The sequence below is a fragment of the Clostridium sp. ATCC 25772 genome, assembly GCF_001573875.1.
In the GTDB taxonomy this organism is placed as follows: domain Bacteria; phylum Bacillota; class Clostridia; order Clostridiales; family Clostridiaceae; genus Clostridium_J; species Clostridium_J senegalense.
Map to the genome: position 1 here is coordinate 86,954 of NZ_LFRG01000001.1, position 24,777 is coordinate 111,730.

Sequence of the window (24,777 nt, forward strand, 5' to 3'; positions counted from 1 at the left end):
TATTTATATATTTAGTTAGGAGGAGTTCAAATGTCAGGACATTCAAAGTGGCATAACATACAAGCTAAGAAGGGTAAAGTTGATGCTAAAAGAGGAAAAATATTCACAAAAATAGGTAAAGAAATAGTTGTTGCGGTTAAAAATGGTGGACCTAGTGAAGACACAAATGCTAAACTAAGAGATGTTGTAGCAAAAGCAAAAGCTGCAAATATGCCAAATGATAACATTCAAAGAGCTATAAAAAAAGCAGCAGGAGAGTTAAATTCTGTTAATTATGAAACAATTGTTTATGAAGGATATGGTCCTGAAGGAACAGCTGTTATAGTTGAATGTTTAACAGACAACAAAAATAGAACAGCAGGAAATGTAAGATATGCATTTTCTAAACAAGGTGGGAATATGGGTTCAACAGGATGTGTAGGATTTATGTTTCAATCTAAAGGTGAAATAGTTATAGAAAAAACTGATAGCACAGATGAAGATGAATTAATGATGTTAGCTTTAGATACAGGAGCGGAAGATTTTGCTGCAGAAGAAGAAGTTTTTGTAGTAACAACTGCACCAGAGGACTTTGGAAAAGTAAGAGAAGCATTATCAGAAAGTGGAATTGAATTCTTAGAAGCTGGAGTGAAAATGATACCAGATACATATACTGAAATAGATGAAGAAACAGCTGTGAAATTCCAAAAAATGCTTGATGTTTTAGAGGATGATGAAGACGTTCAAGAAGTTTACCATAATGCTGAATTCCCAGAAGGATGGGAAGGTTAATAGTTGTAATAAACTATTAGAAAATCTATCTTTCATTACATAGTAGCTATTTGTAATGAAAGGTAGATTTTTTTAGTTGATAAGTTTTTTATTGGTACATAATGTAATAGTAAATTAAAAAAATTATAATTTAAATGTCTAAATTATAAGAATGGGGTGTTTGTATGATTTATACAATAATAGCTAGCATAATAGCTATTATATTATTTATATCTTTAAGAAAAAATATAAATAGAATTATAAGAGGGATTTTGTTTTTATTTATAATAGTTCTTATTATTGGAAGTAGTTTTATAAGAGGAATGAATTTTGGAACTTATGTTGGATCTTTAAATATAAATTGGAATTTGAACATTCCAAAGGCTGAAAAGGAATTAAAAGTTTTAGACAGTGGTTCAAGTTTTCATGGCGATGGAGAAGATGTGGTTATATTACAATATTCTAAAGAAAAACTACTTAATATAGAAAAAGAGCTTAAATGGGAACAATGTAATAAATATATTGTAGAGGATATGCAAAGGTTTTATAGTGATAGTAATGAAAGTTATAAAAAAGAAAGTTTAGTGCTAGATAATAAAAAGAAGTATTTATATTTTCATAAGTTTGAAAATAACAATTATGATTGGGTTACTTTTCTTTTAGATGAAAGAGAAAGTTGTATTTATGTTTTTGAAAGTCATATGTAATTTATAAAAAGTTGCTTATAAAAATATAATTCAATTTAGGGATGTGTTTCAGTAAATTAGATATTTATAATATATTATTGTTTTAGGTTCAGTTTAGAATGAAAAAAGGATACAAAAAACAATGGGTTTAGTTGCTATATTTAGAATATTTTGATAATATATATAATAATATGAGAGTCAATTTATGGTTAATTATATGAAATCAATTCATATAATTAAGTAGGGGGGTGCTATTTATGTTGGATAGTTTTAAAAGAACTTCAGCTAGAGAAGCAGAATTTAGAGGAGAACCAAATGACACTAAAAAATATTTTTTAAAACCAAATGCTAAAGCAAATGCAATTATAGTAGGAGCTATTATAGTTGGTATTGCAATAGGTTTTTACTTTTTATCATAATATTAAATAAATTACAAAGGCAATAACTAATATTCTATATAGTTATTGCTTTTAATTTATAAAAATAATAGAGGAGTTCTTTATGAGTATAGAAGATAGAAATGATTATTTTAAACATTTTCCTTTTTTGAAAAGTGAGAGATTTTACTTAAAAGAAGTAAATTACAGTTTAAAAAGTGAATTTATTAAAATGATGTCTGATAATGAAAATATGAAAAATTCAGGCATGGAGGTTACTAACGTAAAAAAACAGTGTGATATGTATTTAAAAAAAGTTAAGAATATGTATGAAAATAAAACAGGTATAAGGTGGAGTATAATAGATAAGAAAACTGAAAAATTTTTAGGTGAGATAGGAATATATAATATAGATTTTAATTCAAATAATGCAGAAATAGGATGTAGCATTTTGAAAAAATATTGGAGATGTGGAATTGCAAGTGAATGTATATCAACTGTTGAAGAATTTTTTTTCAATAATCTTAAAATGCATAAAATTATGGCTAAAATAGATATAAAAAATACACCCTCTATAAAATTGATAGAAAAACTACATTTTTATAGAGAGGGAGTTTTAAGAGAACATTATTTTAATAATATAGAAAAACGATATGTTAGTATAGCAATATATTCAAAGATAATTAATAATTAAAAAATAGAATTAATAAAAGACAGGCTATTTTCACAGTCTGTCTTAATTTATCTTTTATATTTTAGGCTACTTCTTCAGTTCCGGTAGCATTAGCAGGTTGTCTGCCTTTATTTTTAAATACAGAGCCACCAAGTAATCCAGCAACAGTTCCACCAATTATAGCAAATATTATAGCGAAGATTACATTTTTAGGATTATTAAAAGCAAATGGCGCTAATAGACCGGGAATCGGTGATGCTGTACCAGGGGCATTGTTGATTATTCCAAATGCTGCGGCTGAAAGTCCAGCAAGACCTCCACCTAAGAAGTTTGAAACATATATAGGGATTGCATTAATTGTTATTATATGAGCTTGAGTTAATGGTTCTAGCATTACTGCTACAATATTGCTTTTATTGCCTAGTTTTAATTTTTTAAATATTAATCCATTTGTAAAAGACCCTCCTACACAAGCTATAGAAGCAATACCCATTGCTAGACCTTTGAGCCCTAACATTGCAGTAAGAGCCATAGAACTTAATGGAGATGTACAAATCATTTTCATTATCCCACCTAGTAAGAATCCCATTAATAATGGTGATTGTTCAGCTGCCACAGATATCATTCCACCTATACTAACTAAAGTAGAATTAACCACAGGATCTATACCTACAGCAATAAATCTCGCAAGTGGAGCAATGATTAAGGCACCTAATATTACATCTAATCCTTCTGGTAAATATTTTTCTATATAGGGAGATATAAGCCCAACAATATATCCAGCTATGAATCCAGGTAATATACCATATCCACCAACGGCTACACCGCCAGCTACAGCAAAAACAGGATTAGCACCCATGTTCGATGATACCAATATTACAGCGGCAACTCCGCCTAAGCTGCCAGCGGCATTACCGACAGTTCCAAAGAAAGTTAATTGTAATAAATCACCAGTTATATATTTATGGATGGCCTCTACTAAAAAAGTAGCTACAGCTGCATTAGCAAGTCCCGACATTGCTTTTTGTCCTTTAGGCATTTTTAAACTAAATAGTGAGAATAAAACTAAAGTTAATAGTAAAAGTCCTATACCCTTAACTAGTATTAACATAAAACCCCTCCTAAAATTAAAGCTTGTATGTGAAAGATATTTTAAAGCAGAATATGATAATAAGAATGAATTCCATAGGTAAAAAAATATTAACAATTTTTAAAACAAATAGGTTTCTTTTAACTTATTTATAAGTATAATAGGTAGTTACAGAAAACTACAGATAATTACAAAAAAGTTATTTAAATTTTTAGAATATACTAAAAATTTAAATAATGTACATGGCTTTATAAATGCAATTAATAATAATTTAAAAAAATATATAAAGCTTTAATAGGTTGTTAAAAAATTTAAAAGTATAATTGATGTTTCAAAAAATTAAAATAAAATGTATGTATAAAAATAGAAGCTATCTTCACACATACATTTTATTTAAGTTTATATTATAACATTTAAATTAAGTTTTTTATTTTGTTAAATCCCATGTTGTAAATTTCTATACTTATTAATAAGTATAAATGAAAATTATAAGTATTAATCGTTACTATAAAACATTAATGCATTTAAAAATTTTTTTATGTTCGTTTTTCCGCCAGAAGAAACTTTCCCTCTTATAAAATCCATTTCTTTTTTTACTTGTTCAAAATTATAAAGAGTATTAGAATATTCATTAAAGCTATCATTCATATAATCTTCAAGGCCAAGATTAGCAAGGTTAATCATTCCGGCATTTGCTGCTCTACGAATTCTTTGTTCCATTGATTTTGGACTATCAGTAAATTTTTTACAAAGTTTGTTCAGTGTAAAATCATATACACTCTGATTAGTTTTTATTAAATATTCAACTAAAGTTAAAATATCTTTACTGCCTAATTCACCCATAATACCTAATTTTTGAAGTACTGCTTGGAGTTTTAACATAAAACTATTTTCTTTAGACTCTTCCTCATCTTTAGGAGCAGAATCATTTATGTTTGTTGATATTTCTTTTATAAACAAATTCTGCATCTTGTAAAAAGTTCTATTTATCGACAGTGATTTACAGACTTTATCTATAACATTTTCTACTTCTATAGCATTTACAGGCTTTTGAATGAAAAATTCAATACCAGATTCATATGCTTTACCTATAATATCTTTTGAATTTACTTGAGATAACATAATAAAACTGATATCTAAATTTTCTTCTTTGCATTCATGAACTAAAGATATACCATCCATCAAAGGCATTAATAAGTCCACTATAACAATATCAGGGGTCAAGGTTTTTATATCTTCTAATCCATCTATTCCGTTAGTAGAATAACCGATAACTGTTCCTAAATTTCTATTTTCTATAATTAATTTTAATATATTTATTATGTTTACATCATCATCTATTAAAAAAAATTTCATGGTTATAATTCCTCCAATATATTCTTTGGTATTCGAATTAAAAAGGTTGTCCCTATATCTTCAAGGGAAGTAACATCAATTGACCCTTGTAATTCATCAGTTATTATGTCTTTTACTAAACTTAATCCTAGGCCGCGATTAATTTCACCTGTTTCGTAATTGATTTTAGTTGAATAACCTGGTGAAAATATATAATTCAAATTTTCCTTCTTTATGCCAGATCCATCATCCTTAATTTTAAAAATATGATTTTTTTGATCTGTATAATGAATAGCACTAATATAATGCTTTTTATCATCATTAATAGATTCTATTGAATTCATAATTAAATTTCTAAGAATAGACATAAGAAAGTAATGTTTATTTGTAAAAAAGTTTTTTTCTATAGAGAAAGATAAGGAAATATTTTTTTTGTAAGAAGAAATTTCTCGTATCATACTAATTTGAAGAATTTTTATAATTTCTTCAAAATCAATACCATTATCGTTAAGGTTATCTTCTAAAGCGTCTTTAATTCCTCTAACAACTAAAGAGTATTCTTTTTTTATTTCATGAATGTCTTTTGCAATTATTAATGAATCGTTAGCCCACGTATCGCTAGATGCATTTTTAGATATTTTCTCGAAAAGGCCATAAGATATAGACATCACATTCTCAATAGCATGCATATTTTTTTCTATCCAAAAAACTTCACTTTTTAATTTAGCTGTTACCCATAAAAGCTTTTTATATCTTTCAGCATGTTCTTTTTTCAAAAGGATAATACTGTAATAATCAATAGCAACGAAAACTATATACACTAAAAGAGAACGGATAATAGCAACTAAAATAATACTTTCTTGAACTTTAAAGGAAAAAACTATAGTACCAACACGAATAAATCCTTCAATAAAGTTAGAAACATAATCTATGATTATTAAATTAAGTAGAAAAAACTTATTTTTCAAGCTATAGTTAATAGTTTTTATATAAAAATTAAAAGCTAATCCATAAAATATATAAAAAAATATTTCAGGAGAGTATGATGAAATTGAATTGTCAAAACTACCTGTAGTAAGAAAATGAACAATTATTCTTAGAAAAAAAACTCCTAGTGAAGACAATAATGTAGTTAAGGTAACATTAAAACTTCCTAGAAAATATATAAATATAGGCAGCAATATTATAGCAAATGAAATTTTGAAATTCGTTAAAAATAAGTTGATATGAAATTGTGCCCCAATAGAGATAAAAAAACTAACTAAAATAGTTCTTTTTATATTATTATCTAAACTTAAATTCATCATATAAAAACCCTTCTTAATCATTTGAAATGTTGAAAAATTCACACTATTAATTTTATCACAAAATATAAATTATCTAAACTTTTCATAAATAAAAATCATAACTAATTATAATTAAAAATAAAAAAATTATAAAAATTCATTGTAATTGTATAAAAAGTATAAAAATGGATAAAAATCTTAATAAAGACTTTTATACAAAGGAGTGAATTTAAAAATGAACAAATTAAAGGAATATAAGTTTCAAATTTTATCATCATTAATAATAGTTTTTGCATTATTTTTTTGTGGATATTCATTTTATATAAATATGGCTAAGAATAAACAAATAGATACATTAACAAAGGAAGTTAGTTCTACAAATATAAAAGATAATACAGTGGTGGAATTTTTTATAAAATACTCTAATTGCAACAACTTCATAACTGATGATAAAATGATGAAGTTAGTAGAAAAGGATAAAGATAAAATTAAAGATTTAAAAGAAGAACAATTGGAAGAAATATATAAAGGATATGGATATAAGTTAGATAAACATACTTCTGACAAAATTACTTTTATTAAAGAAATACCAGGATATGCATATGAAAGTGGAAAGTATTTCATAGGGGTAAATGAAAATAAGGTTGTTATATACAATAAAAAAGAAGATAACAGTTTAGTAGTTGTTGAAAATATGATTCCAAATGTAAGAAGTGAAGATAAGAGACCTATAACGCTAGAAAATCTTAAGGATAAAGGTAATTTAATAGAAAGCTTTTATGAAGGAAAAAAAGAATATCAATTTGATGATAAAGAATCAGCGTTAGAATATGCAAAAGCATTATGTAGTTCCTAAAATATAAAATAATTAAGTCTAAAATGCATAGTAATTTTACTATGCATTTTTTATATATGCATATAAAAACTAACTAAGGCCATACATTGATGTAATTTAAAAGTGTTAAGGTTGAATTGAAAATCTGTTGATGTTAAAGTAATATAGTGAAATACTATATAAATTTAATGTTATAATTTATTAGTAAAAAATTATAAAATGTTAGGAAGGATTTATAAAAATGTATGAATATATAAAGGGTAAATTCATTTCTATAAATAAAGATTATGTAGTTCTAGAGAATAATGGAATTGGATATAAAATATTTACATCAGGAAATACAATGGCTCAGATGCCCAATACCAATGAGGAAGTGAAGTTAAATATTGTTCAAATTGTAAGGGATGATTTTATAGGTCTTTATGGATTTTTGACAAAAGAAGAGGTTGAAATGTTTAATTTACTACTTACAATAAATGGAGTTGGGGCAAAGGCCACATTATCATTATTATCTATATGTACAGTTGCAAATCTTAAATATGCAATATTAAGTAGTGATGAAAAAACTATTACAAAAGCTCCTGGAATAGGAAAGAAGATAGCTCAAAGAATTATTTTAGAATTAAAAGATAAGCTAGATTTGCAAGAGGTTATGGAAAATGGAATAGATGAGACTATAATAGAAATGGATGTTATTCATAACGAAGCTTTTGGGGCTTTACTAGCTTTAGGTTATTCAGAGAAAGAAGCTGAAAAAGCAGTTAAAGCTGTTGGAAAAGAAGCAAATGTTGAAGATATGATTAAAAAGTGTTTAAGATACTTAATGAAATAATCTGAATTTAAAATAGTATATAAAGTTACTATATAATTTTAAGAAAGGAGTGATTGTATGGAGGATAGAATTGTTACTTCTGATTTTATAGAAGAAGATAGCGATGGAGAGTACTCATTAAGGCCGCAAAGATTAAAAGAATATATAGGTCAAGATAAGGTTAAAGAACGATTAGATATATTTCTAAAAGCAGCTAAAATGAGAGGGGAACCTTTAGATCATACTCTTTTTTATGGACCACCAGGTTTAGGAAAAACTACTCTTGCTAATATTATTGCAAAAGAAATGGGTGGGAATTTAAAAGTTACTTCTGGACCTGCTATAGAAAGGGCTGGAGATTTAGCATCTATTTTAACATCTTTGTGTGATAATGATGTTTTATTTATAGATGAGATACATCGACTAAATAGGGCTGTAGAAGAAATTTTATATCCAGCAATGGAAGATTACTCTTTAGATATAGTTATAGGAAAAGGTGCATCAGCAAAGTCTATAAGACTAGATTTACCTAAATTTACTTTAATAGGTGCTACAACTAGGGTAGGACTTTTAACAGCTCCACTTAGGGATAGATTTGGAGTACTTTGTCCTATGGAATATTATAGTGAAAATCAATTAAAAGAAATAGTTGTTAGGTCAGCAGAGATTATGAATGTGTCTATCAAAGAAGATGCTGCATTAGAGATTGCAAAAAGGTCTAGAGGTACTCCTAGAATTACAAATAGGCTATTAAAAAGAGTAAGAGATTATTCCATTGTAAAAGGAAATGGAATAATTGATTATGAAGTAGCAAATAATGCAGCAGATCTTTTAGAGATTGATAGTGAAGGGTTTGATCAAATAGATAATAAAATAATAGAAGCAATAATATACAATTTTGGTGGTGGACCAGTAGGAATAGAAACTTTAGCCTATTATATAGGAGAAGAACTAGGGTCTTTAGAAGAAGTATATGAACCATATTTGATAAAAAAAGGGTTTATAATAAGAACACCTCGCGGAAGGATAGCTTCAGAAAAGGCTTATAGACATTTAGACATTAAAATGCCAGAAAAATAATATTTGAGATATAGTTTATAAAGTGGTAAAATAATAACCTTGAGAGAATGTGTATTAGAGACAAAAATAAATTATTATATAGGGATTAAAGATGGCATTTAAAATAGTAATACTATATGAGAGTAAAAAAGTGGCTAGTAGAAGGTTATATATGAAAGTTTATTTCTAGAACTAGCCACTTAATGTAACTTTTTTGATTATATAAAGGTTTCGCATATGATAAAAGTAAGAATCTAAAGGTTATGTTAAAATCTTATATTATATAAATATAATTTGAATTTTTTATTTTAAAAAAATTAAAAATTAGGACGGTGTAGACAGTGAACGTAAAAGATTTTTATTTTGATTTACCAGAAGAATTAATAGCACAAGTGCCCTTAGATAAAAGAGATGAATCAAGACTTATGCTAGTTGATAAAAATACAGGAGAGTTAGAACATAGAACATTTAAGGATATTATAGATTTCTTAGATGAAGGCGATTGCTTGGTTTTAAATGATACAAGGGTTATGCCAGCAAGATTATATGGACATAAAGAAGAAACTGGTGCTAAAATGGAATTCCTTCTTTTAAGAAGATTAGAAAAAGATGTTTGGGAAACATTAGTAAAGCCAGGAAAAAGAGCTAAAATTGGAAACAGATTTGAATTTGGGGAAGGTAAATTAAAGGCTGAAGTAATAGAAGTACTTGAAAATGGAAATAGAAAAGTTAGATTTGAATATGAAGGAATATTTGAAGAGGTACTAGATGCTTTAGGGGAAATGCCGCTACCACCATATATAACAGAGAAATTAGAAGATAAGGAAAGATATCAAACAGTTTATTCTAGGGAAGTTGGATCGGCAGCAGCGCCAACAGCAGGTCTGCATTTTACAGAAGAACTTTTAGAAAAACTTAAAGAAAAAGGTGTTAATATAGCATTTGTTACTTTACATGTTGGTCTTGGAACATTTAGACCAGTAAAAACAGAAAAGGTTGAAGAACATGAAATGCATTCAGAGTATTATTATTTAAATAAAGAAAATGCTGATACAATAAATGCTGCAAAAGATAAAGGTAAAAGAGTAATAGCAGTAGGAACAACATCCAATAGAACTTTAGAAAGCATTGCAGATGAAAGTGGAAGAGTTAAAGAACAATCAGGATATACAAGTATTTTTATATATCCAGGATATAAATTTAAAATAGTAGATGCTCTTATAACTAATTTTCATCTTCCAGAATCAACGCTTATAATGTTAATAAGTGCTTTTTCAACAAGAGATATTGTTATGAATGCATATAAAGAGGCTGTGGAAAATAGATATAGGTTCTTTAGCTTTGGAGATGCAATGTTTTTACATTAGATCTTGATACATAACTATTATAAAAACATGTGTAATAAAATTACAAAAGGATGGTTGGATTTATGTACAAATTATTAAAAAAAAGTGGAAAGGTAAGAAGAGGTGAATTTACAACACCTCATGGAGTTATACAAACTCCTGTATTTATGAATGTTGGTACACTAGCAGCTATAAAGGGTGCTGTATCATCTATGGACCTAAAAGACATAGGTTGTCAAGTAGAGTTATCAAATACATATCATTTACATTTAAGACCAACAGATAAAGTTGTTAGTAAAATGGGTGGATTACATAAATTTATGAACTGGGATAGACCTATACTTACAGATTCAGGTGGATTTCAAGTTTTCTCCCTTTCTAAAATGAGAAAAATAAAAGAAGAGGGAGTTTATTTTAACTCTCATATTGATGGAAAAAAAATATTTATGGGACCAGAAGAAAGTATGCAAATACAAAGCAACTTAGCATCTACTATTGCTATGGCTTTTGATGAGTGTATACCTAATCCTTCTTCAAGAGAATATGTAGAGGCATCTGTTGCTAGAACAACAAGATGGCTTGAAAGATGTAAAGTAGAAATGGATAGATTAAATTCTTTACCAGATACTATAAACAAAGAACAAATGCTTTTTGGAATAAACCAAGGTGGAGTTTATGAGGATATAAGAATAGAACATGCTAAAACTATTACAAAGATGGATTTAGATGGATATGCTATCGGTGGATTAGCTGTAGGTGAGAGTCATGAGGATATGTATAGGATTATAGATGCAGTAGTGCCTTATTTACCTCAAGATAAGCCTATATACTTAATGGGGGTTGGTACACCGCAAAACATATTAGAGGCAGTATCAAGAGGAGTAGACTTCTTTGATTGCGTTTTACCAGCAAGAAATGGAAGACATGGACACGTATTTACTAAACATGGTAAAATAAATCTTATGAATGCTAAGCATGAATTAGATGATGCACCAATAGATGAAGGATGTCAATGTCCAACATGTAAGCACTATAATAGAGCTTACATAAGGCACTTATTTAAAGCTAAAGAAATGTTAGCTATGAGGCTTTGTGTATTACATAATCTATATTTTTATAATAAGCTTATGGAAGATATAAGAAATGCAATAGATGGCGATTATTTTGAAGAATTTAAAGCAGAAAAATTAAAAGCGTGGGGCTCAAAATAATAGGTTTTACTATTTATATATTATGGTTATAATATAAAAGATAGATAAATATTAAAAAAAATTCATTAATTTTAAAAAAACATATAACTTTTTATAAAGAAATATGTTAAAATGCTCCATGTATCATTTTACGATAAGTCCTATGAGATGAAATTTAATTAAAATTAAATTAAAAAATTTAACATGATTATAAGTTTAGTCATGTGAATAAGGAGGAATAAGGATGCAAGCTATTTTATTTAACATTGTACCTATAGTATTAATGTTAGGGTTATTTTATCTTATGATTTTCTTGCCAGAGAAGAAAAGAAAGAAAAAGTATCAGGATATGTTAGGTGATTTAAGCCTTAATGATGAAATAATGACAAAAGGTGGAATCATGGGAAGAGTGGTTAATATCCAAGAAGAATTTATAATATTAGAGAGTGGTCCGGATAGAGCAAGGATAAAACTAGCTAAAAACGGAATTAGTTATGTTATAAAATCAAAAGAGGAAAAAGACACTAAATCAGAATAAAACAATGAATAAAAGCCCCCTAATTGTAATATATTACAATATAGGGGGGGATTATAATGGGGAAAAAAATAAAGTATTCCTGTGTTGGACATGGCGTACTTAGAGCATTTATATTAACAATGTTTGCTTTAATAGTATACTCATTACTTATAAGTGTCATATCAGTAGGTCCGAAGGTGAATTCTATATTTTATATAATACTAACTTTAATCAGTATTATATATGGAACTATATGTGCTACTATTAAAGCCGGAAGTAATGGTTGGCTTATGGGAATTTTAGTTGGATTATTTTACATTGTAGCATTATTTATAGTTTCAATATTATGTGGTAAAGAATTTGCATTTGGAATAAAGGAAATTACAAGAGTGATTATGGCTACTTTAGTAGGTGCATTATCAGGAATGATTGCTGTGAATCTATAAAATTAAAATTTATTATAGATATAACATTGGTGGAAATAATGGATATAAAAAATAATTTTTAAAACTTAGTATATACTATTGTACAATACGAGGTTTTGAAATTATAATATATATATATAAATTATTTAAAACACCTAAAGGATGGAGGAATTTACAATGAAACACATTAAAACAGTTAACAAATCAAACATAAAAGAAAGTTTAAAGAAGCCAGGATGCAAAGAGTGTGCAAACTCTTGTCAATCAGCATGTAAAACTTCATGCACAGTAGCTAACTTAGCTTGTGAAAACTAATTAATAGTAAAAAAGAGGCAGTAACTATATAGTTGCTGCTTTGTGTTTAGTAGGAGGAATAAAATGGCGTTAATTCATAAATTTAAACAAGGTAATGATTATTATGTAATAGATGTAAACTCAGGAGCAGTTCATGTAGTTGACGAATTAGTTTATGATCTTTTAGATGAAAATAAGTTAAGAAGTAAAGAAGAATTAGTTAAAGACTTTAAAAACAAATATTCTGTAGAAACTATAGAAGAAGTTTATAGTGAATTAAAAGAATTAGTAAGTGAAGGAATGTTATATTCATTAGATTTATATGAAAATATAGCAAAAAAAAGTGGACAAGCGCAATCATATGTTAAAGCAATGTGTCTAAACATAATTCATGATTGTAACTTAAGATGCAAATATTGTTTTGCAGATGAAGGTGAATATCATGGATGTAGAAAAGCAATGTCTCCAGAAGTAGGTAAAAAAGCAATAGATTTTGTAATTGAAAATTCAGGACCAAGAAAAAATATAGAGGTAGATTTATTTGGTGGGGAACCATTAATGGCATTTGAGCAAATTAAGGAAATTGTAGATTATGCAAAAGAACAAGAAAAAATTCATAATAAAAATATAAGATTTACAATGACAACAAATGCAACACTTTTAAATGAAGAGAATATGAAGTATTTAGATGAAAACATGGGTAACTTAGTTTTAAGTATAGATGGTAGAAAAGAAGTCAATGATAAAGTAAGAGTTAGAGTAGATGGTTCAGGATGTTATGAGAGTATTTTACCTAAAATAAAGGCTATGGTGAATATGAGAGATAAATCTAAAACTTACTATGCGAGAGGAACATTTACAAGAGAAAATACAGATTTCTTTGAAGATGTAAAGCATATGGCAGATTTAGGTTTTGATGAAATTTCTATAGAGCCTGTTGTACTTCCAGATGAACATGAACTTTCTTTAAGAAAAGAAGATTTACCTACAATATTTGGGCAATATGATAAATTATATGAAGAAATGTTAAAGAGACATAAAGAAGGAAACGAATTTAGATTCTATCATTTTAATATAGATCTTCAAGGTGGTCCTTGTGTATATAAAAGGATATCTGGATGCGGAGCAGGACATGAGTACATAGCAGTAACTCCAGATGGAGATATTTATCCTTGTCACCAATTTGTAGGAAATGAAGATTATTTACTAGGAAATATATATGATGGAATAAAGAAAAATGAAATAGTTCAACAATTTAAAGAGGCTCATATATACAACAAACCAACTTGTAAAAAATGTTGGGCGAGATTTTATTGTAGTGGTGGATGCCAAGCAAATAACTTTAATTTTAATGGTGATATGCATATACCATACGAAATTGGTTGTGAAATGCAGAAAAAGAGAGTTGAATGCGCTATAGCATTAAAGACTAAAATTATGGAAATGGAAGAAAACTAATCCAAAATTGTGATTGACTATGAAATTTGGAAGATATATAATAAATAACATTGGAAAAAACATAAATTTACTAATGTAAGAAAGGGGATAGACATGAAGAGAGGTAAAAGTGTGTCCTTATTTATTGGCGCTGTGGTAATTATAGCCTTATTAGCTTATATTGGATATTTTGGGGCAGAGGCCTTTGGATATAGGTTCAAATCTTTTGGACAGTCAATAAATAAAGGTCTTGATCTTCAAGGTGGTTCATCTATACTTATGGAGATAAAAGCTGATGAAGTAGACAAAGACACTATCAATAGAACTATTGAATTAATTTCTATGAGGGTGAATAAATTAGGAGTCAGTGAAACTTCAGTAACTCGTGAAGGGGATAAAAGAATAAGAATTGAAATTCCAGGTCAATTTGATACAAAATCTGTACTTGATACTGTTGGAAAAACAGGTGAGTTAAAGTTTACAGACTCTGAAAAAAATATAATTCTTTCAGGGCAAGATGTAAAAAATGCAGTTGCCCAATATGATAATGAAGGAAAAGCAGTAGTTGGATTAGAGTTCAATGATGAAGGAACTAAGAAATTTGCAGATGCTACAACTAAAAATGTAGGTAAACAGATTGCAATATCAATGGATGATGAGGTTTTAACTAATCCTCAAGTAAATCAAGCTATAACTGATGGAAAAGCAGTTATAACTGGTATGGAATCTTTAGAAGATGCTACAAGAATAGCTAATATAATTAAATCTGGTGCACTTCCAGTGCCGGTTCAAACTCTTTCTGTTAAAACAGTAGGACCAACTATTGGTATGGAAGCTGTAGGATTGAGTAAAAAAGCAGCAGTAGTTGGCATAGCTTTTGTTATGATATTTATGTCTTTATACTATAAACGTCCTGGAGTTATATGTTCATTAGCCATTGTATTATATGTATGCCTATTATTATATGCTTTTGCTATATTTGAAGTAACATTAACTCTCTCCGGTATTGCAGGATTTTTATTAACAGTAGGTATGGCTGTTGATGCTAATGTACTTATATTTGAGAGAATAAGAGAAGAATTAAGAACTGGAAAATCAGTAAAATCATCAGTAGAATCTGGATTTAGTAAAGCTTTAGCAACTATACTAGATTCAAATATAACAACTATAATAGCTGCCGTTTCTTTATATATAATAGGAACTGGTTCTGTTAAAGGATTCGGATTAACGCTTATAATTGGTATAGTAATAAGTATATTTACTGCGTTAACTGTTACAAAGTTCTTAATAAATATGGCAGTGAATATTGGTATTCTTAACAAACCATCCCACTTTGGTGTTAAAAAGGGGGTAAATTAAAATGAAATTTATAGAAAAAACTAAAATTTGGTTTACTATATCCCTTATACTGATAATTATAGGAATGGGTACAGTAGTGTTTAGAGGGTTAAATTATGGTATAGATTTTACAGGTGGTACAATTATTGATATAGCTTTAAATGATAAATTCGAAAAAAGTAAAGCTGATGAAATATTAGATAAATATGCAAAAAATAAGTATGCTACTAAAGTTGTAGATAATGGAAAAGAACTTGAAATAATAGTTCAAGATGGCGTACTTACAGATGAAACAACTGATAACTTAATTGAAGATATGAAAAAAGAGTTTTCATTAGATGATTCAGCAATTTTAGGAAAAGAAAATCTAGGTGGAACTATTGGTAGGGAACTGAAAGTGAAAGCGTTTATAGCTGCCATAGTTGCAAATATAGCTATGCTTATATATATTGGGTTTAGATTTGAATTTAATTTTGCAGCGGCAGCTATAATTGCAGTATTACATGATGTTTTAATAACTGTAGGAGTTTATGCAGTTTTAGGAATACCTGTTAATACACCATTTATAGCAGCGGTCCTTACTATTATAGGATATTCTATAAATGATACAATAGTTATATTTGATAGAATTAGAGAAAATTCAAAGAAAATGAGAAAAGTAGAAATCTCTGAGATCGCAAATATAAGTATAAATCAAACAGTATCTAGATCTATAAATACTGCACTTACAACATTATTTACTATAACTGCAGTATATGTATTTGTTCCAAGCATAAGAGAATTTTCATTACCGTTAATAATTGGTATAGCTATGGGAGCATATTCATCAATATTTATAGCTAGTCCAATTTGGGTTATCTTAAAAAATAGAAAAAAAGCAGCAAAAATATAACATAAATTGTAAAAAAATATAATATATATTATGGGGGATAGGTTTTTTGTAAAAAAAAAGGCATATCTCCTGCTTTTTTTTACAAAAATATTTGTAATGTTATAGATTTTAAATTATAATATTAGTTGTTTTCTATTGTTTTGGAGGAGCATGTTTATGGATGAACACTACGTTAAAAATACCTATAATTCTCTATTACTAAAAGGTATGAAGAGTGCTCTTAAAAGAATAATAAAAGCGATAAATGAGAGAGAAAAAATAGTAATTTATGGTTATTATGATTTTGATAGTATTACTGCAATTTCGCTTTTAATATTAGTATTAAGATACTTAAATGCTGATGTGGAGTATTTTCAACCTAACGAAATTAGAGAAGATAGAAATTTAAAAGATAATGATATACAAAATTACATAAAGTACTTAGGTGCAGATCTGATAATAACTGTAGGTTCTACTGTAAGCTCAGAAAAAGAAATTCAACTATGCAGGGACCTGGATATAGATATTATTGTTACAGATTATCATAAAGATTGTAAGTGCTACGATGAGGTTGTTGTTATAAATCCTAATAAAGAGGGGTGCAACTATCCATTTAAAAATCTTTCAGCATCTGGAGTGGCTTACAAGTTGGTACAAACTGTATCAGAATATTATAAAATGACTTGTATAAATAAGTACATAGATCTTGTTATGTTAGGGACTATATCTAAAGGAGTGCCTGTTATTGGTGAGAATTGTTTTATAGTAGATGAAGGATTAAAACAATTAGAATGTAGCAATAATTATGGTATAAGAGCTTTAATTGATGATAATAATGTAGATGACATAGAGGAATTTATACATAATAATTTGACTATGGATATATTTCAAAGGACAAATTCTATGGGTAGAATAGATAATGCAAGAATAGCTATAGAATTATTTACTACTAATGAAAAACATAGAGCAAAGCAGATATCTAAATATCTGTACAATGAAATAAAAAAAAGTAAGAAGCAAAATTTTAATAGTAGATCAAAAATCTTTGTATAATGTATATAAAGGTATAATTAAAATGCTTGTATATCCTAAAGATTGAGTTTTTCACTATATTAATTTAAAAAATGAGAGTTTGTATAATGTTTTATATGTTCTGTTATTAAGTAATATTTAAATGAATAAAATATTATATTTTATATATACTAAATGTATAATTTTGGTGATGGTTAATATAGTTTGAATATACGGTTTAGAATATAAAATAGGACATAATAACATTTTGTTTTAATGTATTGCATTTGGCAAGGTATATTTGTGGTTTTTAGGATTTTGAGATAATTTAAATTCTAGAAATATGATAAATTATAAAAAGGGGGAAACGACAATGAATTTAAAAGAAAAAATAAGAGTTATAGATAATTTTCCTAAAGAAGGAATTAGTTTTAAAGATGTTACGACTTTACTTGAAGATGGAGAGGCCTTAAAGTTTTCCATAGATAAAATTGTAGAACATTTAAAGGATAAAAATGTAGATTTAATAGTTGGACCAGAAGCCCGTGGATTTTTATTTGGGGTACCTGTTGCTTATGCATTAGGAGTTGGATTTGTTCCATGTAGAAAGCCAGGTAAGTTACCATATGAAACATATAACACTAAATATGGTTTAGAATATGGTAGTGATACATTAGAAATCCATAAGGATGCTATAAAAAAAGGTCAAAGAATAGCTATAGTAGATGATTTATTAGCAACAGGTGGAACTGTTTCTGCAGTGGCAAGTCTTGTTGAAAAAATGGGCGGAGAAGTAGTTTCTTTAGATTTTGTAATTGAACTTACAGAATTAAATGGAAAAGAAAAAATAAAGGACTATGATGTAATGTCTTTAGTAGAATATAATCTTTAATTTGTGAAAATTAACAGCTTAACTACAGGGTTTCAGGTGAGCTTTAAAAATTATTTGTTTTAAAACTTGGATACCTAAAAGAGCGATGTAGGATCATAAGTATTTAAACTCAATGCTGAATTTTGAATGAAGTACTTTTAAGTTCTTGAATAAATTTAATTTCGAGCTTGTATCCCTACATTAATAATAAATATAATATTACAAATAAAAGCTGACATTATTTCTATAAAATGTTTAAAGCAAATTGCATTAATAAAATTGTTATTATATAATAATATCATTGATAAAAATAGTGGCTGGTTACTTAACCAGCCTTTAGTTTTAGGAGTGTAATCTAGATGCTAGAAAAGTTATTGGATAAAATAAATAAAAATTGTACAAATGTTGATATAGAAGAAGTTCGTAAAGCTTTTGAATTATCTTTTGAAGCACATAAAGAGCAAAAGAGAGAATCCGGGGAGCCTTATATAATTCATCCGTTAGAGGTAGCCTGTATATTGGCAGAGTTAGGTCTAGATACATCAACTATAGTGGCTGGACTTCTACATGACGTTATAGAAGATACAGATTATACATATGAAGATATATGCCAAATGTTTAGTGTTGAGGTAGCTGATTTAGTACAAGGGGTTTCTAAATTAGGTAAAATTAAATATAAAACTAAAGAAGAGCAACAGGCTGATAATGTAAGGAAAATGCTTCTTGCTATGGCAAAGGATATAAGAGTAATACTTATAAAACTTGCGGATAGGTTACATAATTTGCGTACTTTAAGATTTAAAAAAGAAGCTAAACAAAAGGAAAAAGCAAAAGAAACGTTAGATATTTATGCTCCACTAGCACACAGACTAGGAATATCTAAAATAAAATGGGAACTAGAGGATTTATCTTTAAGATATTTACATGAAAAAGAATACTATGAGCTAGTAAAAGAAATAAGCCAAAAGAGGGCAGAGAGAGAAATTCAAATAGAGAATATAATTAAAAATTTACAAGATAACTTAGATAAAGTTGGGATTAAATCTGAGATAGAAGGTAGGCCCAAACACTTTTATTCTATATATAGAAAAATGGTTAAGAAAAATAAAACAATAGATCAAATTTTTGATTTAACTGCAGTTAGAGTGCTTGTAGATGATATAGGAGATTGTTATGCTGCTTTAGGCATAGTTCATACTATTTATAAGCCTATACCAGGACGATTTAAAGATTATATAGCTATGCCTAAACCTAATATGTATCAATCTATACATACTACAGTTATAGGACCTTTTGGAAAGCCTGTTGAAATTCAAATTAGGACTTATGAAATGCATAGAATAGCAGAATATGGTATTGCTGCCCATTGGAAATATAAAGAGGGTATATCAAATAACAGTGACTCTTTAGAATCAAGACTTTCATGGCTTAGAGAAATGTTAGAATGGCAAGGGGAAACTTCAGATGCAGAAGAGTTTATGGAAGGATTTAAAATAGACTTATTTTCAGATGAAGTCTTTGTTTTTACTCCTAAAGGTGATGTAATTAGTCTTCCATATGAATCTACACCTATAGATTTTGCTTATAGTATACATACAGATATAGGTCATAAGTGTACTGGGGCAAAGGTTAATGGCAAGATTGTACCACTAACATATCATTTAAAAACTGGAGAAATTGTTGATGTTATAACTTCTTCCAATTCTAAAGGACCGAGAATGGATTGGATAAATATAGCTAAAAGTAATAGGGCTAAAAGTAAAATTAAGTCATGGCTTAAACGTGCTAAAAGAGATGAGAGCATTGAAAAAGGAAAAGAACTTTTAGAAAAAGAATGTAAAAAGCATGGATTTACGTTAAATGAAATTTTAAAAGCTTCCGCCCTAGAAAAAATTTTAAAAAGGTACAATTTGAAATGCTTAGATGATTTATATGCAGCTATAGGTGTAAATGAAATTATACCTACTAATATTGTTAATAAACTTAAAGAGTCTTTAAATGAGAATCAAATTCAAAATAAAGATGATGAAATAAAGTCAATTGAAGATAAAAATACTATAAAAATTAGAGCAAACAATAAAGGGGTTTCACATATTCAAGTTAAAGGAGAAGGAAATCTATTAGTAAGGTTTGCTAAGTGCTGTAACCCAGTGCCAGGGGATGAAATAATAGGATATATAACTAAAGGAAGTGGGGTTTCAGTACATAGAAAAGATTGCAAAAATCTTATAGCTTTAGAAAATAAAGAAAAAGAAAGAATTGTAGATGTAAGCTGGGAAGATGAAAAGAACTTTGGTGAGTATTTAACAAAAATTCAAATTAAAGCTGATGACAAAGTTGGAGTACTTACAAATATAATTCAAATTATAAATGACAGTAGTGTAAATATTATATCAATAAATGCAAAAACAACAAAGGCTAGAGAAACTATTATAAATGTTAAAATATCTATAGCCACTGTTGAGCAATTAACTAAAATACAAAAGAAAATACGATCATTAAATGGTGTATATGATGTTTATAGAATAAAAAATTAAATTGGATAGGGTGATAAAGATGAGAGCTATAGTTCAAAGAGTTAAAAACTCTAGAGTTGAAGTTGAAGATAAAATCATAGGGAAAATAGAAAAGGGATTAAATGTTCTTATTGGGATAAGTAAAGAAGATACAGAAGAAGATATAGATTATATAGTAAGAAAAGTTTTAGGAATGAGAATATTTGAAGATGAAAATGATAAAATGAACTTTTCGGTAGAAGATATAGGTGGAAGTATACTTTTAATTTCTCAGTTTACATTATATGGAGATTGCAGAAAAGGTAAAAGACCTGACTTTATGAAGGCACAAGGTGGAGAAAAAGCCAAAGAATTATATGATAAGTTAGTTTTAGAGTTTAAGAATAAACTAGGTGAAGATAAAATTGAAACTGGTGAATTTGGAGCTGATATGCAGGTTTATATACAAAATGATGGACCTGTAACATTACTATTAGAAAGTAAAAAAGAGTTTTAGTTATAGGTAGGTGTTAATTATGGTAATAAAAAGAGTTGTTGCAGGAATATATGGAGCAAATTGCTATATAATTATGGATGAAGAGACTAAAGAAGCTGTTGTTTTAGATCCTGGTGGGGACGTAGATGATATAGAAAAGGAAATTACTAAATTAGGTGCAAATGTAAAGTATATTCTTCTAACACATGGTCATGTAGACCATGTAGGTGGAGTAGATGAACTTTTTAAACTTGTAGGTGGAGAGATAGGAATAAGTGAAAAAGATTATAAGTTTATGAAAAAAGGTACTTATATTTATGGAAATGTTTTCTTTAATGGTGTAAATATCTATCTAAAACAAAGTGATAAAATTAAATTGAAAAACTTTGAGATAGAATGTATAGAGACACCTGGACATACACCAGGAGGACTTACATTTAAAATAGGAAATAATGTGTTCACAGGTGATACATTATTTACAGGTTCTGTAGGAAGAACAGATTTAGAGGGTGGAGATACAGAAACTCTTATGAACTCTATAAAAAATAAGCTTATGATATTAGAAGACTCTGCTATTGTGTTTCCAGGTCATGGTCCAAGAACTACAATGGAAAGAGAGAAAGCAACTAATCCATTTTTAAGATAGAATTTTAGAAAAAGGACTTGATAAAAATTGTATAACAAGGATACAGAAATAAGAGTTAATTTAAATAATTTACAATTTAGATATGATATTTTTCAAATAATAAATTTGTTTTATACTTTAGGTGATATAGAATTTGTTGATGAAAAAGAACACATAAAAATAGATATTTTTCAAGAAAAGATATCTATAAAACATGAAGATATTATTAAAGATTATACTATAAATGATAATTATAAAATTAAAGAAGAAGTTAGAAAAGCAGTTTTTGCTTTTCTAACTGATTTAACTAACAAGGATTTAGTTTGGGGAACTTTAGTTGGGATAAGACCATCTAAAAAGGCTATAGAACTTTTGGAAAAAGGTGTTAGTGAAGATGATATTATAAAAGAATTTAATGATAGATATTTTACATCTAAAGAAAAGTCTCAACTTTGCATAGATGTTGCGAAATGGGAAAGAAATATAATAAACAAGGATGAAAAAACTATTAGTGTTTATATAGGAATGCCATTTTGTCCAACTAGATGTGCATACTGTTCATTTACTTCGAATCCAATATCAAGTTGTAAAAATATAGTTAAACCTTATTTAGAAGCATTACATAAAGAAATATCAGAACTAAGTTTATATATAACAAAAAAAGAGCTTAAAATAGAGTGCGTTTATTTTGGAGGGGGTACTCCAACTGCTGTAAATAATGAAGAGTTTGAGTATATAATGGGACATATATATAGTTCTTTTATAGAGAATAAAAATATAAAAGAGTTTACCGTTGAATGTGGTAGACCAGATAGCATTACAAAAGAAAAGCTTTTAACGATGCAAAAATATAAAGTTCAAAGAATAAGCATAAACCCTCAAACAATGAATGATTCAACACTAAAACTTATAGGAAGAAATCATAACGTTGAATCTGTAGTTGAAAAGTTTAATTTAGCTTGTGAATTAGGCTTTGACAATATAAACATGGATATAATAGTAGGGCTTCCAGGAGAAAATTTAAACAATATAAACAAAACTTGTGAAGCTATTAAAAAGTTAAATCCTCAAAGTTTGACAGTGCACGGTATGTCTATTAAAAGAGCATCTAAACTTTATGAGAATTTAATAAATAATAAGAAGTTTGAAATACCTAGCCAAGATGAGCTTAATGATATGTATGCAAAGACTGTTGAATTATCAAAGGAACTTGATATGAATCCATATTATATGTATAGACAAAAAAATATGGTAGGAAATATGGAGAATATAGGGTATTCAAAAAATGATAAAGAAGGCATATATAATATACAGATGATAGAAGAAAAACAAACAATTGTAGCATTAGGAGCAGATGCTGTTTCAAAAGTTGTTTTTCTAAATGATAATAGAATTGAACGCTTTGGAAATGTAAAAGATGTAAGAGAATATATAAAAAGAATAGATGAGATGATAGAAAAGAAAATAAATTTATTAGAATCTCTTTATGGAGTATAAAGGAGGAATTTCATGAACTTTAAAGCGCCGAAAGGAACTAAGGATATATTACCATCAGAGGTGTATAAGTGGCATTATGTAGAAAACTTAATGAGAGATATAGCTGCTAAATACGGTTGTTTAGAAGTAAGAACTCCAATGTTTGAAAGTACAGATTTGTTTAAAAGAGGTGTTGGTGAAACAACAGATATAGTGCAAAAGGAAATGTATACTTTTGAAGACAAAGGTGGAAGAAGTATAACATTAAAACCTGAAGGTACAGCACCGGCTGTTAGAGCATTTGTTGAAAATGCACTTTATGCAGATGCGCAACCAACAAAGTTATATTATTTTACACCAGCATTTAGATATGAAAAAATGCAAAAAGGTAGATTAAGACAACATCATCAATTTGGTGTTGAAGTTTTTGGTTCGCAACAGGCTTCCGTAGATGCTGAAATAATAAGTATAATTATGGATGTTTATAAACACTTTGGAATAGAAGGATTAGAGCTTCATATAAATAATTTAGGATGTCCAAATTGTAGACAAAAATATAATGATGCATTAAAAGAATATTTAGAGTTAAAAAAAGAAGGATTATGTCCAACTTGCCATAGTAGGTTAGAAAAGAATCCATTAAGAATATTAGACTGTAAAGTTGAAGCATGTAAAGAAATTGTAAAAGATGCGCCTATAACACTAGATTATGTATGTGATGATTGTAAAAATCACTTTGAAAATTTAAAAACATATTTAGAGGCTGTAGGAATTAGCTATGTTATAGATCCGATGGTTGTTAGAGGCCTAGACTATTATACTAAAACTATATTCGAAGTTATGGATAATGGATTCACCCTTTGTGGTGGTGGTAGATATGATGGCTTAATTAAAGAAATTGGTGGTCAAGATATACCTGCTGTAGGTTTCGGTATGGGAATGGAGAGATTATTATTAACTCTTGAAGAAAAAGGTATAGAAATACCAAAGCCAAATTACATTGATGCTTATATTGTATCAATGGGTGAAAGTTCTAAGATAGAAGCTGTTAAACTTGTTAATGCCTTAAGACACTTAGGAATAAAAGCTGATTGTGATCATATTGGAAGAAGTGTTAAAGCTCAGATGAAGTTTGCTAATAAAATGGGAGCAAGTTTTACAGCAGTTTTAGGGGAAGAAGAAATAAATAATAGAATATTCAAACTAAAAAGAATGGATGATGGAAATCAATTCGAACTTAGTTTAGATAGTATAGATGAAATATCAGATGTAATTAAAAATAATTAGTTTTACTGTAGGAATGAAAAACTACTTCTTAATTTATAATTTGAAGATTTTGAGCACTATAAAACTAATATAATTTTAAGTTTTTGTTTTAATTGGGTTTCATATCTAAACAGATTTTACTTTAGATGTGAAACCCATATAATGAAGTTGTAGCTACTATTGCTACAATCGGAATAAAATTTATGTTATAAATATT

25 protein-coding genes are annotated in these 24,777 nt (G+C 28.0%); 22 read left to right on the forward strand and 3 right to left on the reverse strand.

What is annotated here, in order from left to right; translation table 11 throughout:
* The first annotated feature begins 30 nt into the window (after positions 1–30).
* From AZI32_RS00365 to AZI32_RS00375, 4 genes are all read left to right on the forward strand, one after another.
* Entirely contained in the window at positions 31–771 is a 741-nt protein-coding gene (locus tag AZI32_RS00365; RefSeq protein WP_061993940.1) for a YebC/PmpR family DNA-binding transcriptional regulator, read from the forward strand.
* A 164-nt stretch (positions 772–935) separates the two neighbouring features.
* Complete coding sequence (locus tag AZI32_RS00370) at positions 936–1,457, forward strand: hypothetical protein (RefSeq protein WP_061993941.1); 522 nt, start codon at positions 936–938, stop codon at positions 1,455–1,457.
* Between the two features lie 236 nt (positions 1,458–1,693).
* Positions 1,694–1,855, forward strand: a complete 162-nt coding sequence (locus AZI32_RS18200; protein ID WP_157450810.1) for a hypothetical protein — start codon at positions 1,694–1,696, stop codon at positions 1,853–1,855.
* An 82-nt stretch (positions 1,856–1,937) separates the two neighbouring features.
* On the forward strand, positions 1,938–2,507 hold the full coding sequence (locus AZI32_RS00375) for a GNAT family N-acetyltransferase (protein WP_061993942.1): 570 nt from the start codon (positions 1,938–1,940) through the stop codon (positions 2,505–2,507).
* A 61-nt stretch (positions 2,508–2,568) separates the two neighbouring features.
* Here AZI32_RS00375 and AZI32_RS00380 read toward each other — a convergent pair whose 3' ends face one another.
* From AZI32_RS00380 to AZI32_RS00390, 3 genes are all read right to left on the reverse strand, one after another.
* Entirely contained in the window at positions 2,569–3,597 is a 1,029-nt protein-coding gene (locus AZI32_RS00380; protein ID WP_061993943.1) for a PTS sugar transporter subunit IIC, read from the reverse strand.
* Between the two features lie 474 nt (positions 3,598–4,071).
* Positions 4,072–4,932 carry a response regulator gene (locus AZI32_RS00385; RefSeq protein ID WP_061993944.1) on the reverse strand — a complete coding sequence of 287 codons (861 nt, stop codon included), beginning with the start codon at positions 4,930–4,932 and terminating at the stop codon, positions 4,072–4,074.
* Positions 4,933–4,934: 2 nt separating this feature from the next.
* Positions 4,935–6,218, reverse strand: coding sequence for an ATP-binding protein (locus AZI32_RS00390; RefSeq protein ID WP_061993945.1), 1,284 nt, complete (start codon positions 6,216–6,218; stop codon positions 4,935–4,937).
* Positions 6,219–6,432: 214 nt separating this feature from the next.
* Here AZI32_RS00390 and AZI32_RS00395 point away from each other — a divergent pair, with 214 nt between their 5' ends.
* The 18 genes from AZI32_RS00395 (at position 6,433) to hisS (ending at position 24,581) form a co-directional block, all read left to right on the forward strand.
* Positions 6,433–7,053, forward strand: a complete 621-nt coding sequence (locus AZI32_RS00395) for a hypothetical protein (protein WP_061993946.1) — start codon at positions 6,433–6,435, stop codon at positions 7,051–7,053.
* A gap of 220 nt (positions 7,054–7,273) precedes the next feature.
* Positions 7,274–7,864: a Holliday junction branch migration protein RuvA gene (ruvA, locus tag AZI32_RS00400; protein WP_061993947.1), complete on the forward strand. Its 591-nt coding sequence runs from the start codon at positions 7,274–7,276 to the stop codon at positions 7,862–7,864.
* Between the two features lie 57 nt (positions 7,865–7,921).
* Positions 7,922–8,923, forward strand: coding sequence for a Holliday junction branch migration DNA helicase RuvB (gene ruvB, locus AZI32_RS00405; protein ID WP_061993948.1), 1,002 nt, complete (start codon positions 7,922–7,924; stop codon positions 8,921–8,923).
* A gap of 320 nt (positions 8,924–9,243) precedes the next feature.
* A complete protein-coding gene (gene queA, locus AZI32_RS00410; RefSeq protein WP_061993949.1) occupies positions 9,244–10,269 on the forward strand; it encodes a tRNA preQ1(34) S-adenosylmethionine ribosyltransferase-isomerase QueA in 1,026 nt (341 codons plus the stop codon).
* Positions 10,270–10,331: 62 nt separating this feature from the next.
* Positions 10,332–11,459, forward strand: a complete 1,128-nt coding sequence (gene tgt / locus AZI32_RS00415) for a tRNA guanosine(34) transglycosylase Tgt (protein ID WP_157450812.1) — start codon at positions 10,332–10,334, stop codon at positions 11,457–11,459.
* 223 nt (positions 11,460–11,682) lie between these two features.
* A complete protein-coding gene (gene yajC, locus AZI32_RS00420; RefSeq protein WP_061993951.1) occupies positions 11,683–11,976 on the forward strand; it encodes a preprotein translocase subunit YajC in 294 nt (97 codons plus the stop codon).
* A gap of 56 nt (positions 11,977–12,032) precedes the next feature.
* Positions 12,033–12,401: a TIGR04086 family membrane protein gene (locus tag AZI32_RS00425; protein ID WP_061993952.1), complete on the forward strand. Its 369-nt coding sequence runs from the start codon at positions 12,033–12,035 to the stop codon at positions 12,399–12,401.
* 156 nt (positions 12,402–12,557) lie between these two features.
* Positions 12,558–12,695 carry a six-cysteine ranthipeptide SCIFF gene (scfA, locus tag AZI32_RS00430; protein ID WP_010292964.1) on the forward strand — a complete coding sequence of 46 codons (138 nt, stop codon included), beginning with the start codon at positions 12,558–12,560 and terminating at the stop codon, positions 12,693–12,695.
* Between the two features lie 63 nt (positions 12,696–12,758).
* Positions 12,759–14,132: a thioether cross-link-forming SCIFF peptide maturase gene (gene scfB / locus AZI32_RS00435; RefSeq protein ID WP_061993953.1), complete on the forward strand. Its 1,374-nt coding sequence runs from the start codon at positions 12,759–12,761 to the stop codon at positions 14,130–14,132.
* A 93-nt stretch (positions 14,133–14,225) separates the two neighbouring features.
* Positions 14,226–15,470 carry a protein translocase subunit SecD gene (gene secD, locus AZI32_RS00440; protein WP_061993954.1) on the forward strand — a complete coding sequence of 415 codons (1,245 nt, stop codon included), beginning with the start codon at positions 14,226–14,228 and terminating at the stop codon, positions 15,468–15,470.
* Between the two features lies 1 nt (position 15,471).
* Positions 15,472–16,341, forward strand: a complete 870-nt coding sequence (secF, locus tag AZI32_RS00445) for a protein translocase subunit SecF (RefSeq protein ID WP_061993955.1) — start codon at positions 15,472–15,474, stop codon at positions 16,339–16,341.
* A 156-nt stretch (positions 16,342–16,497) separates the two neighbouring features.
* Positions 16,498–17,373 carry a DHH family phosphoesterase gene (locus AZI32_RS00450; protein ID WP_082761087.1) on the forward strand — a complete coding sequence of 292 codons (876 nt, stop codon included), beginning with the start codon at positions 16,498–16,500 and terminating at the stop codon, positions 17,371–17,373.
* A 331-nt stretch (positions 17,374–17,704) separates the two neighbouring features.
* Positions 17,705–18,223: an adenine phosphoribosyltransferase gene (locus tag AZI32_RS00455; protein WP_061993957.1), complete on the forward strand. Its 519-nt coding sequence runs from the start codon at positions 17,705–17,707 to the stop codon at positions 18,221–18,223.
* Between the two features lie 338 nt (positions 18,224–18,561).
* Positions 18,562–20,739: a bifunctional (p)ppGpp synthetase/guanosine-3',5'-bis(diphosphate) 3'-pyrophosphohydrolase gene (locus tag AZI32_RS00460; RefSeq protein WP_061993958.1), complete on the forward strand. Its 2,178-nt coding sequence runs from the start codon at positions 18,562–18,564 to the stop codon at positions 20,737–20,739.
* 19 nt (positions 20,740–20,758) lie between these two features.
* Entirely contained in the window at positions 20,759–21,214 is a 456-nt protein-coding gene (gene dtd / locus AZI32_RS00465) for a D-aminoacyl-tRNA deacylase (RefSeq protein WP_061993959.1), read from the forward strand.
* A 19-nt stretch (positions 21,215–21,233) separates the two neighbouring features.
* Entirely contained in the window at positions 21,234–21,839 is a 606-nt protein-coding gene (locus AZI32_RS00470; RefSeq protein ID WP_061993960.1) for an MBL fold metallo-hydrolase, read from the forward strand.
* 27 nt (positions 21,840–21,866) lie between these two features.
* Entirely contained in the window at positions 21,867–23,315 is a 1,449-nt protein-coding gene (locus tag AZI32_RS00475; protein ID WP_061993961.1) for a coproporphyrinogen III oxidase, read from the forward strand.
* Between the two features lie 12 nt (positions 23,316–23,327).
* Entirely contained in the window at positions 23,328–24,581 is a 1,254-nt protein-coding gene (gene hisS / locus AZI32_RS00480; RefSeq protein WP_061993962.1) for a histidine--tRNA ligase, read from the forward strand.
* Positions 24,582–24,777 lie beyond the last annotated feature (196 nt).

Excerpts from the sequence above, each read along its gene's own strand:
- AZI32_RS00365 (WP_061993940.1), top strand. The coding sequence starts at position 31 with ATGTCAGGACATTCAAAGTGGCATAACATACAAGCTAAGAAGGGTAAA.
- AZI32_RS00370 (WP_061993941.1), top strand. The coding sequence starts at position 936 with ATGATTTATACAATAATAGCTAGCATAATAGCTATTATATTATTTATA.
- AZI32_RS18200 (WP_157450810.1), top strand. The coding sequence starts at position 1,694 with ATGTTGGATAGTTTTAAAAGAACTTCAGCTAGAGAAGCAGAATTTAGA.
- AZI32_RS00375 (WP_061993942.1), top strand. The coding sequence starts at position 1,938 with ATGAGTATAGAAGATAGAAATGATTATTTTAAACATTTTCCTTTTTTG.
- AZI32_RS00380 (WP_061993943.1), bottom strand. The coding sequence starts at position 3,597 with ATGTTAATACTAGTTAAGGGTATAGGACTTTTACTATTAACTTTAGTT.
- AZI32_RS00385 (WP_061993944.1), bottom strand. The coding sequence starts at position 4,932 with ATGAAATTTTTTTTAATAGATGATGATGTAAACATAATAAATATATTA.
- AZI32_RS00390 (WP_061993945.1), bottom strand. The coding sequence starts at position 6,218 with ATGATGAATTTAAGTTTAGATAATAATATAAAAAGAACTATTTTAGTT.
- AZI32_RS00395 (WP_061993946.1), top strand. The coding sequence starts at position 6,433 with ATGAACAAATTAAAGGAATATAAGTTTCAAATTTTATCATCATTAATA.
- ruvA (WP_061993947.1), top strand. The coding sequence starts at position 7,274 with ATGTATGAATATATAAAGGGTAAATTCATTTCTATAAATAAAGATTAT.
- ruvB (WP_061993948.1), top strand. The coding sequence starts at position 7,922 with ATGGAGGATAGAATTGTTACTTCTGATTTTATAGAAGAAGATAGCGAT.
- tgt (WP_157450812.1), top strand. The coding sequence starts at position 10,332 with ATGTACAAATTATTAAAAAAAAGTGGAAAGGTAAGAAGAGGTGAATTT.
- yajC (WP_061993951.1), top strand. The coding sequence starts at position 11,683 with ATGCAAGCTATTTTATTTAACATTGTACCTATAGTATTAATGTTAGGG.
- AZI32_RS00425 (WP_061993952.1), top strand. The coding sequence starts at position 12,033 with ATGGGGAAAAAAATAAAGTATTCCTGTGTTGGACATGGCGTACTTAGA.
- scfA (WP_010292964.1), top strand. The coding sequence starts at position 12,558 with ATGAAACACATTAAAACAGTTAACAAATCAAACATAAAAGAAAGTTTA.
- scfB (WP_061993953.1), top strand. The coding sequence starts at position 12,759 with ATGGCGTTAATTCATAAATTTAAACAAGGTAATGATTATTATGTAATA.
- secD (WP_061993954.1), top strand. The coding sequence starts at position 14,226 with ATGAAGAGAGGTAAAAGTGTGTCCTTATTTATTGGCGCTGTGGTAATT.
- secF (WP_061993955.1), top strand. The coding sequence starts at position 15,472 with ATGAAATTTATAGAAAAAACTAAAATTTGGTTTACTATATCCCTTATA.
- AZI32_RS00450 (WP_082761087.1), top strand. The coding sequence starts at position 16,498 with ATGGATGAACACTACGTTAAAAATACCTATAATTCTCTATTACTAAAA.
- AZI32_RS00455 (WP_061993957.1), top strand. The coding sequence starts at position 17,705 with ATGAATTTAAAAGAAAAAATAAGAGTTATAGATAATTTTCCTAAAGAA.
- AZI32_RS00460 (WP_061993958.1), top strand. The coding sequence starts at position 18,562 with ATGCTAGAAAAGTTATTGGATAAAATAAATAAAAATTGTACAAATGTT.
- dtd (WP_061993959.1), top strand. The coding sequence starts at position 20,759 with ATGAGAGCTATAGTTCAAAGAGTTAAAAACTCTAGAGTTGAAGTTGAA.
- AZI32_RS00470 (WP_061993960.1), top strand. The coding sequence starts at position 21,234 with ATGGTAATAAAAAGAGTTGTTGCAGGAATATATGGAGCAAATTGCTAT.
- hisS (WP_061993962.1), top strand. The coding sequence starts at position 23,328 with ATGAACTTTAAAGCGCCGAAAGGAACTAAGGATATATTACCATCAGAG.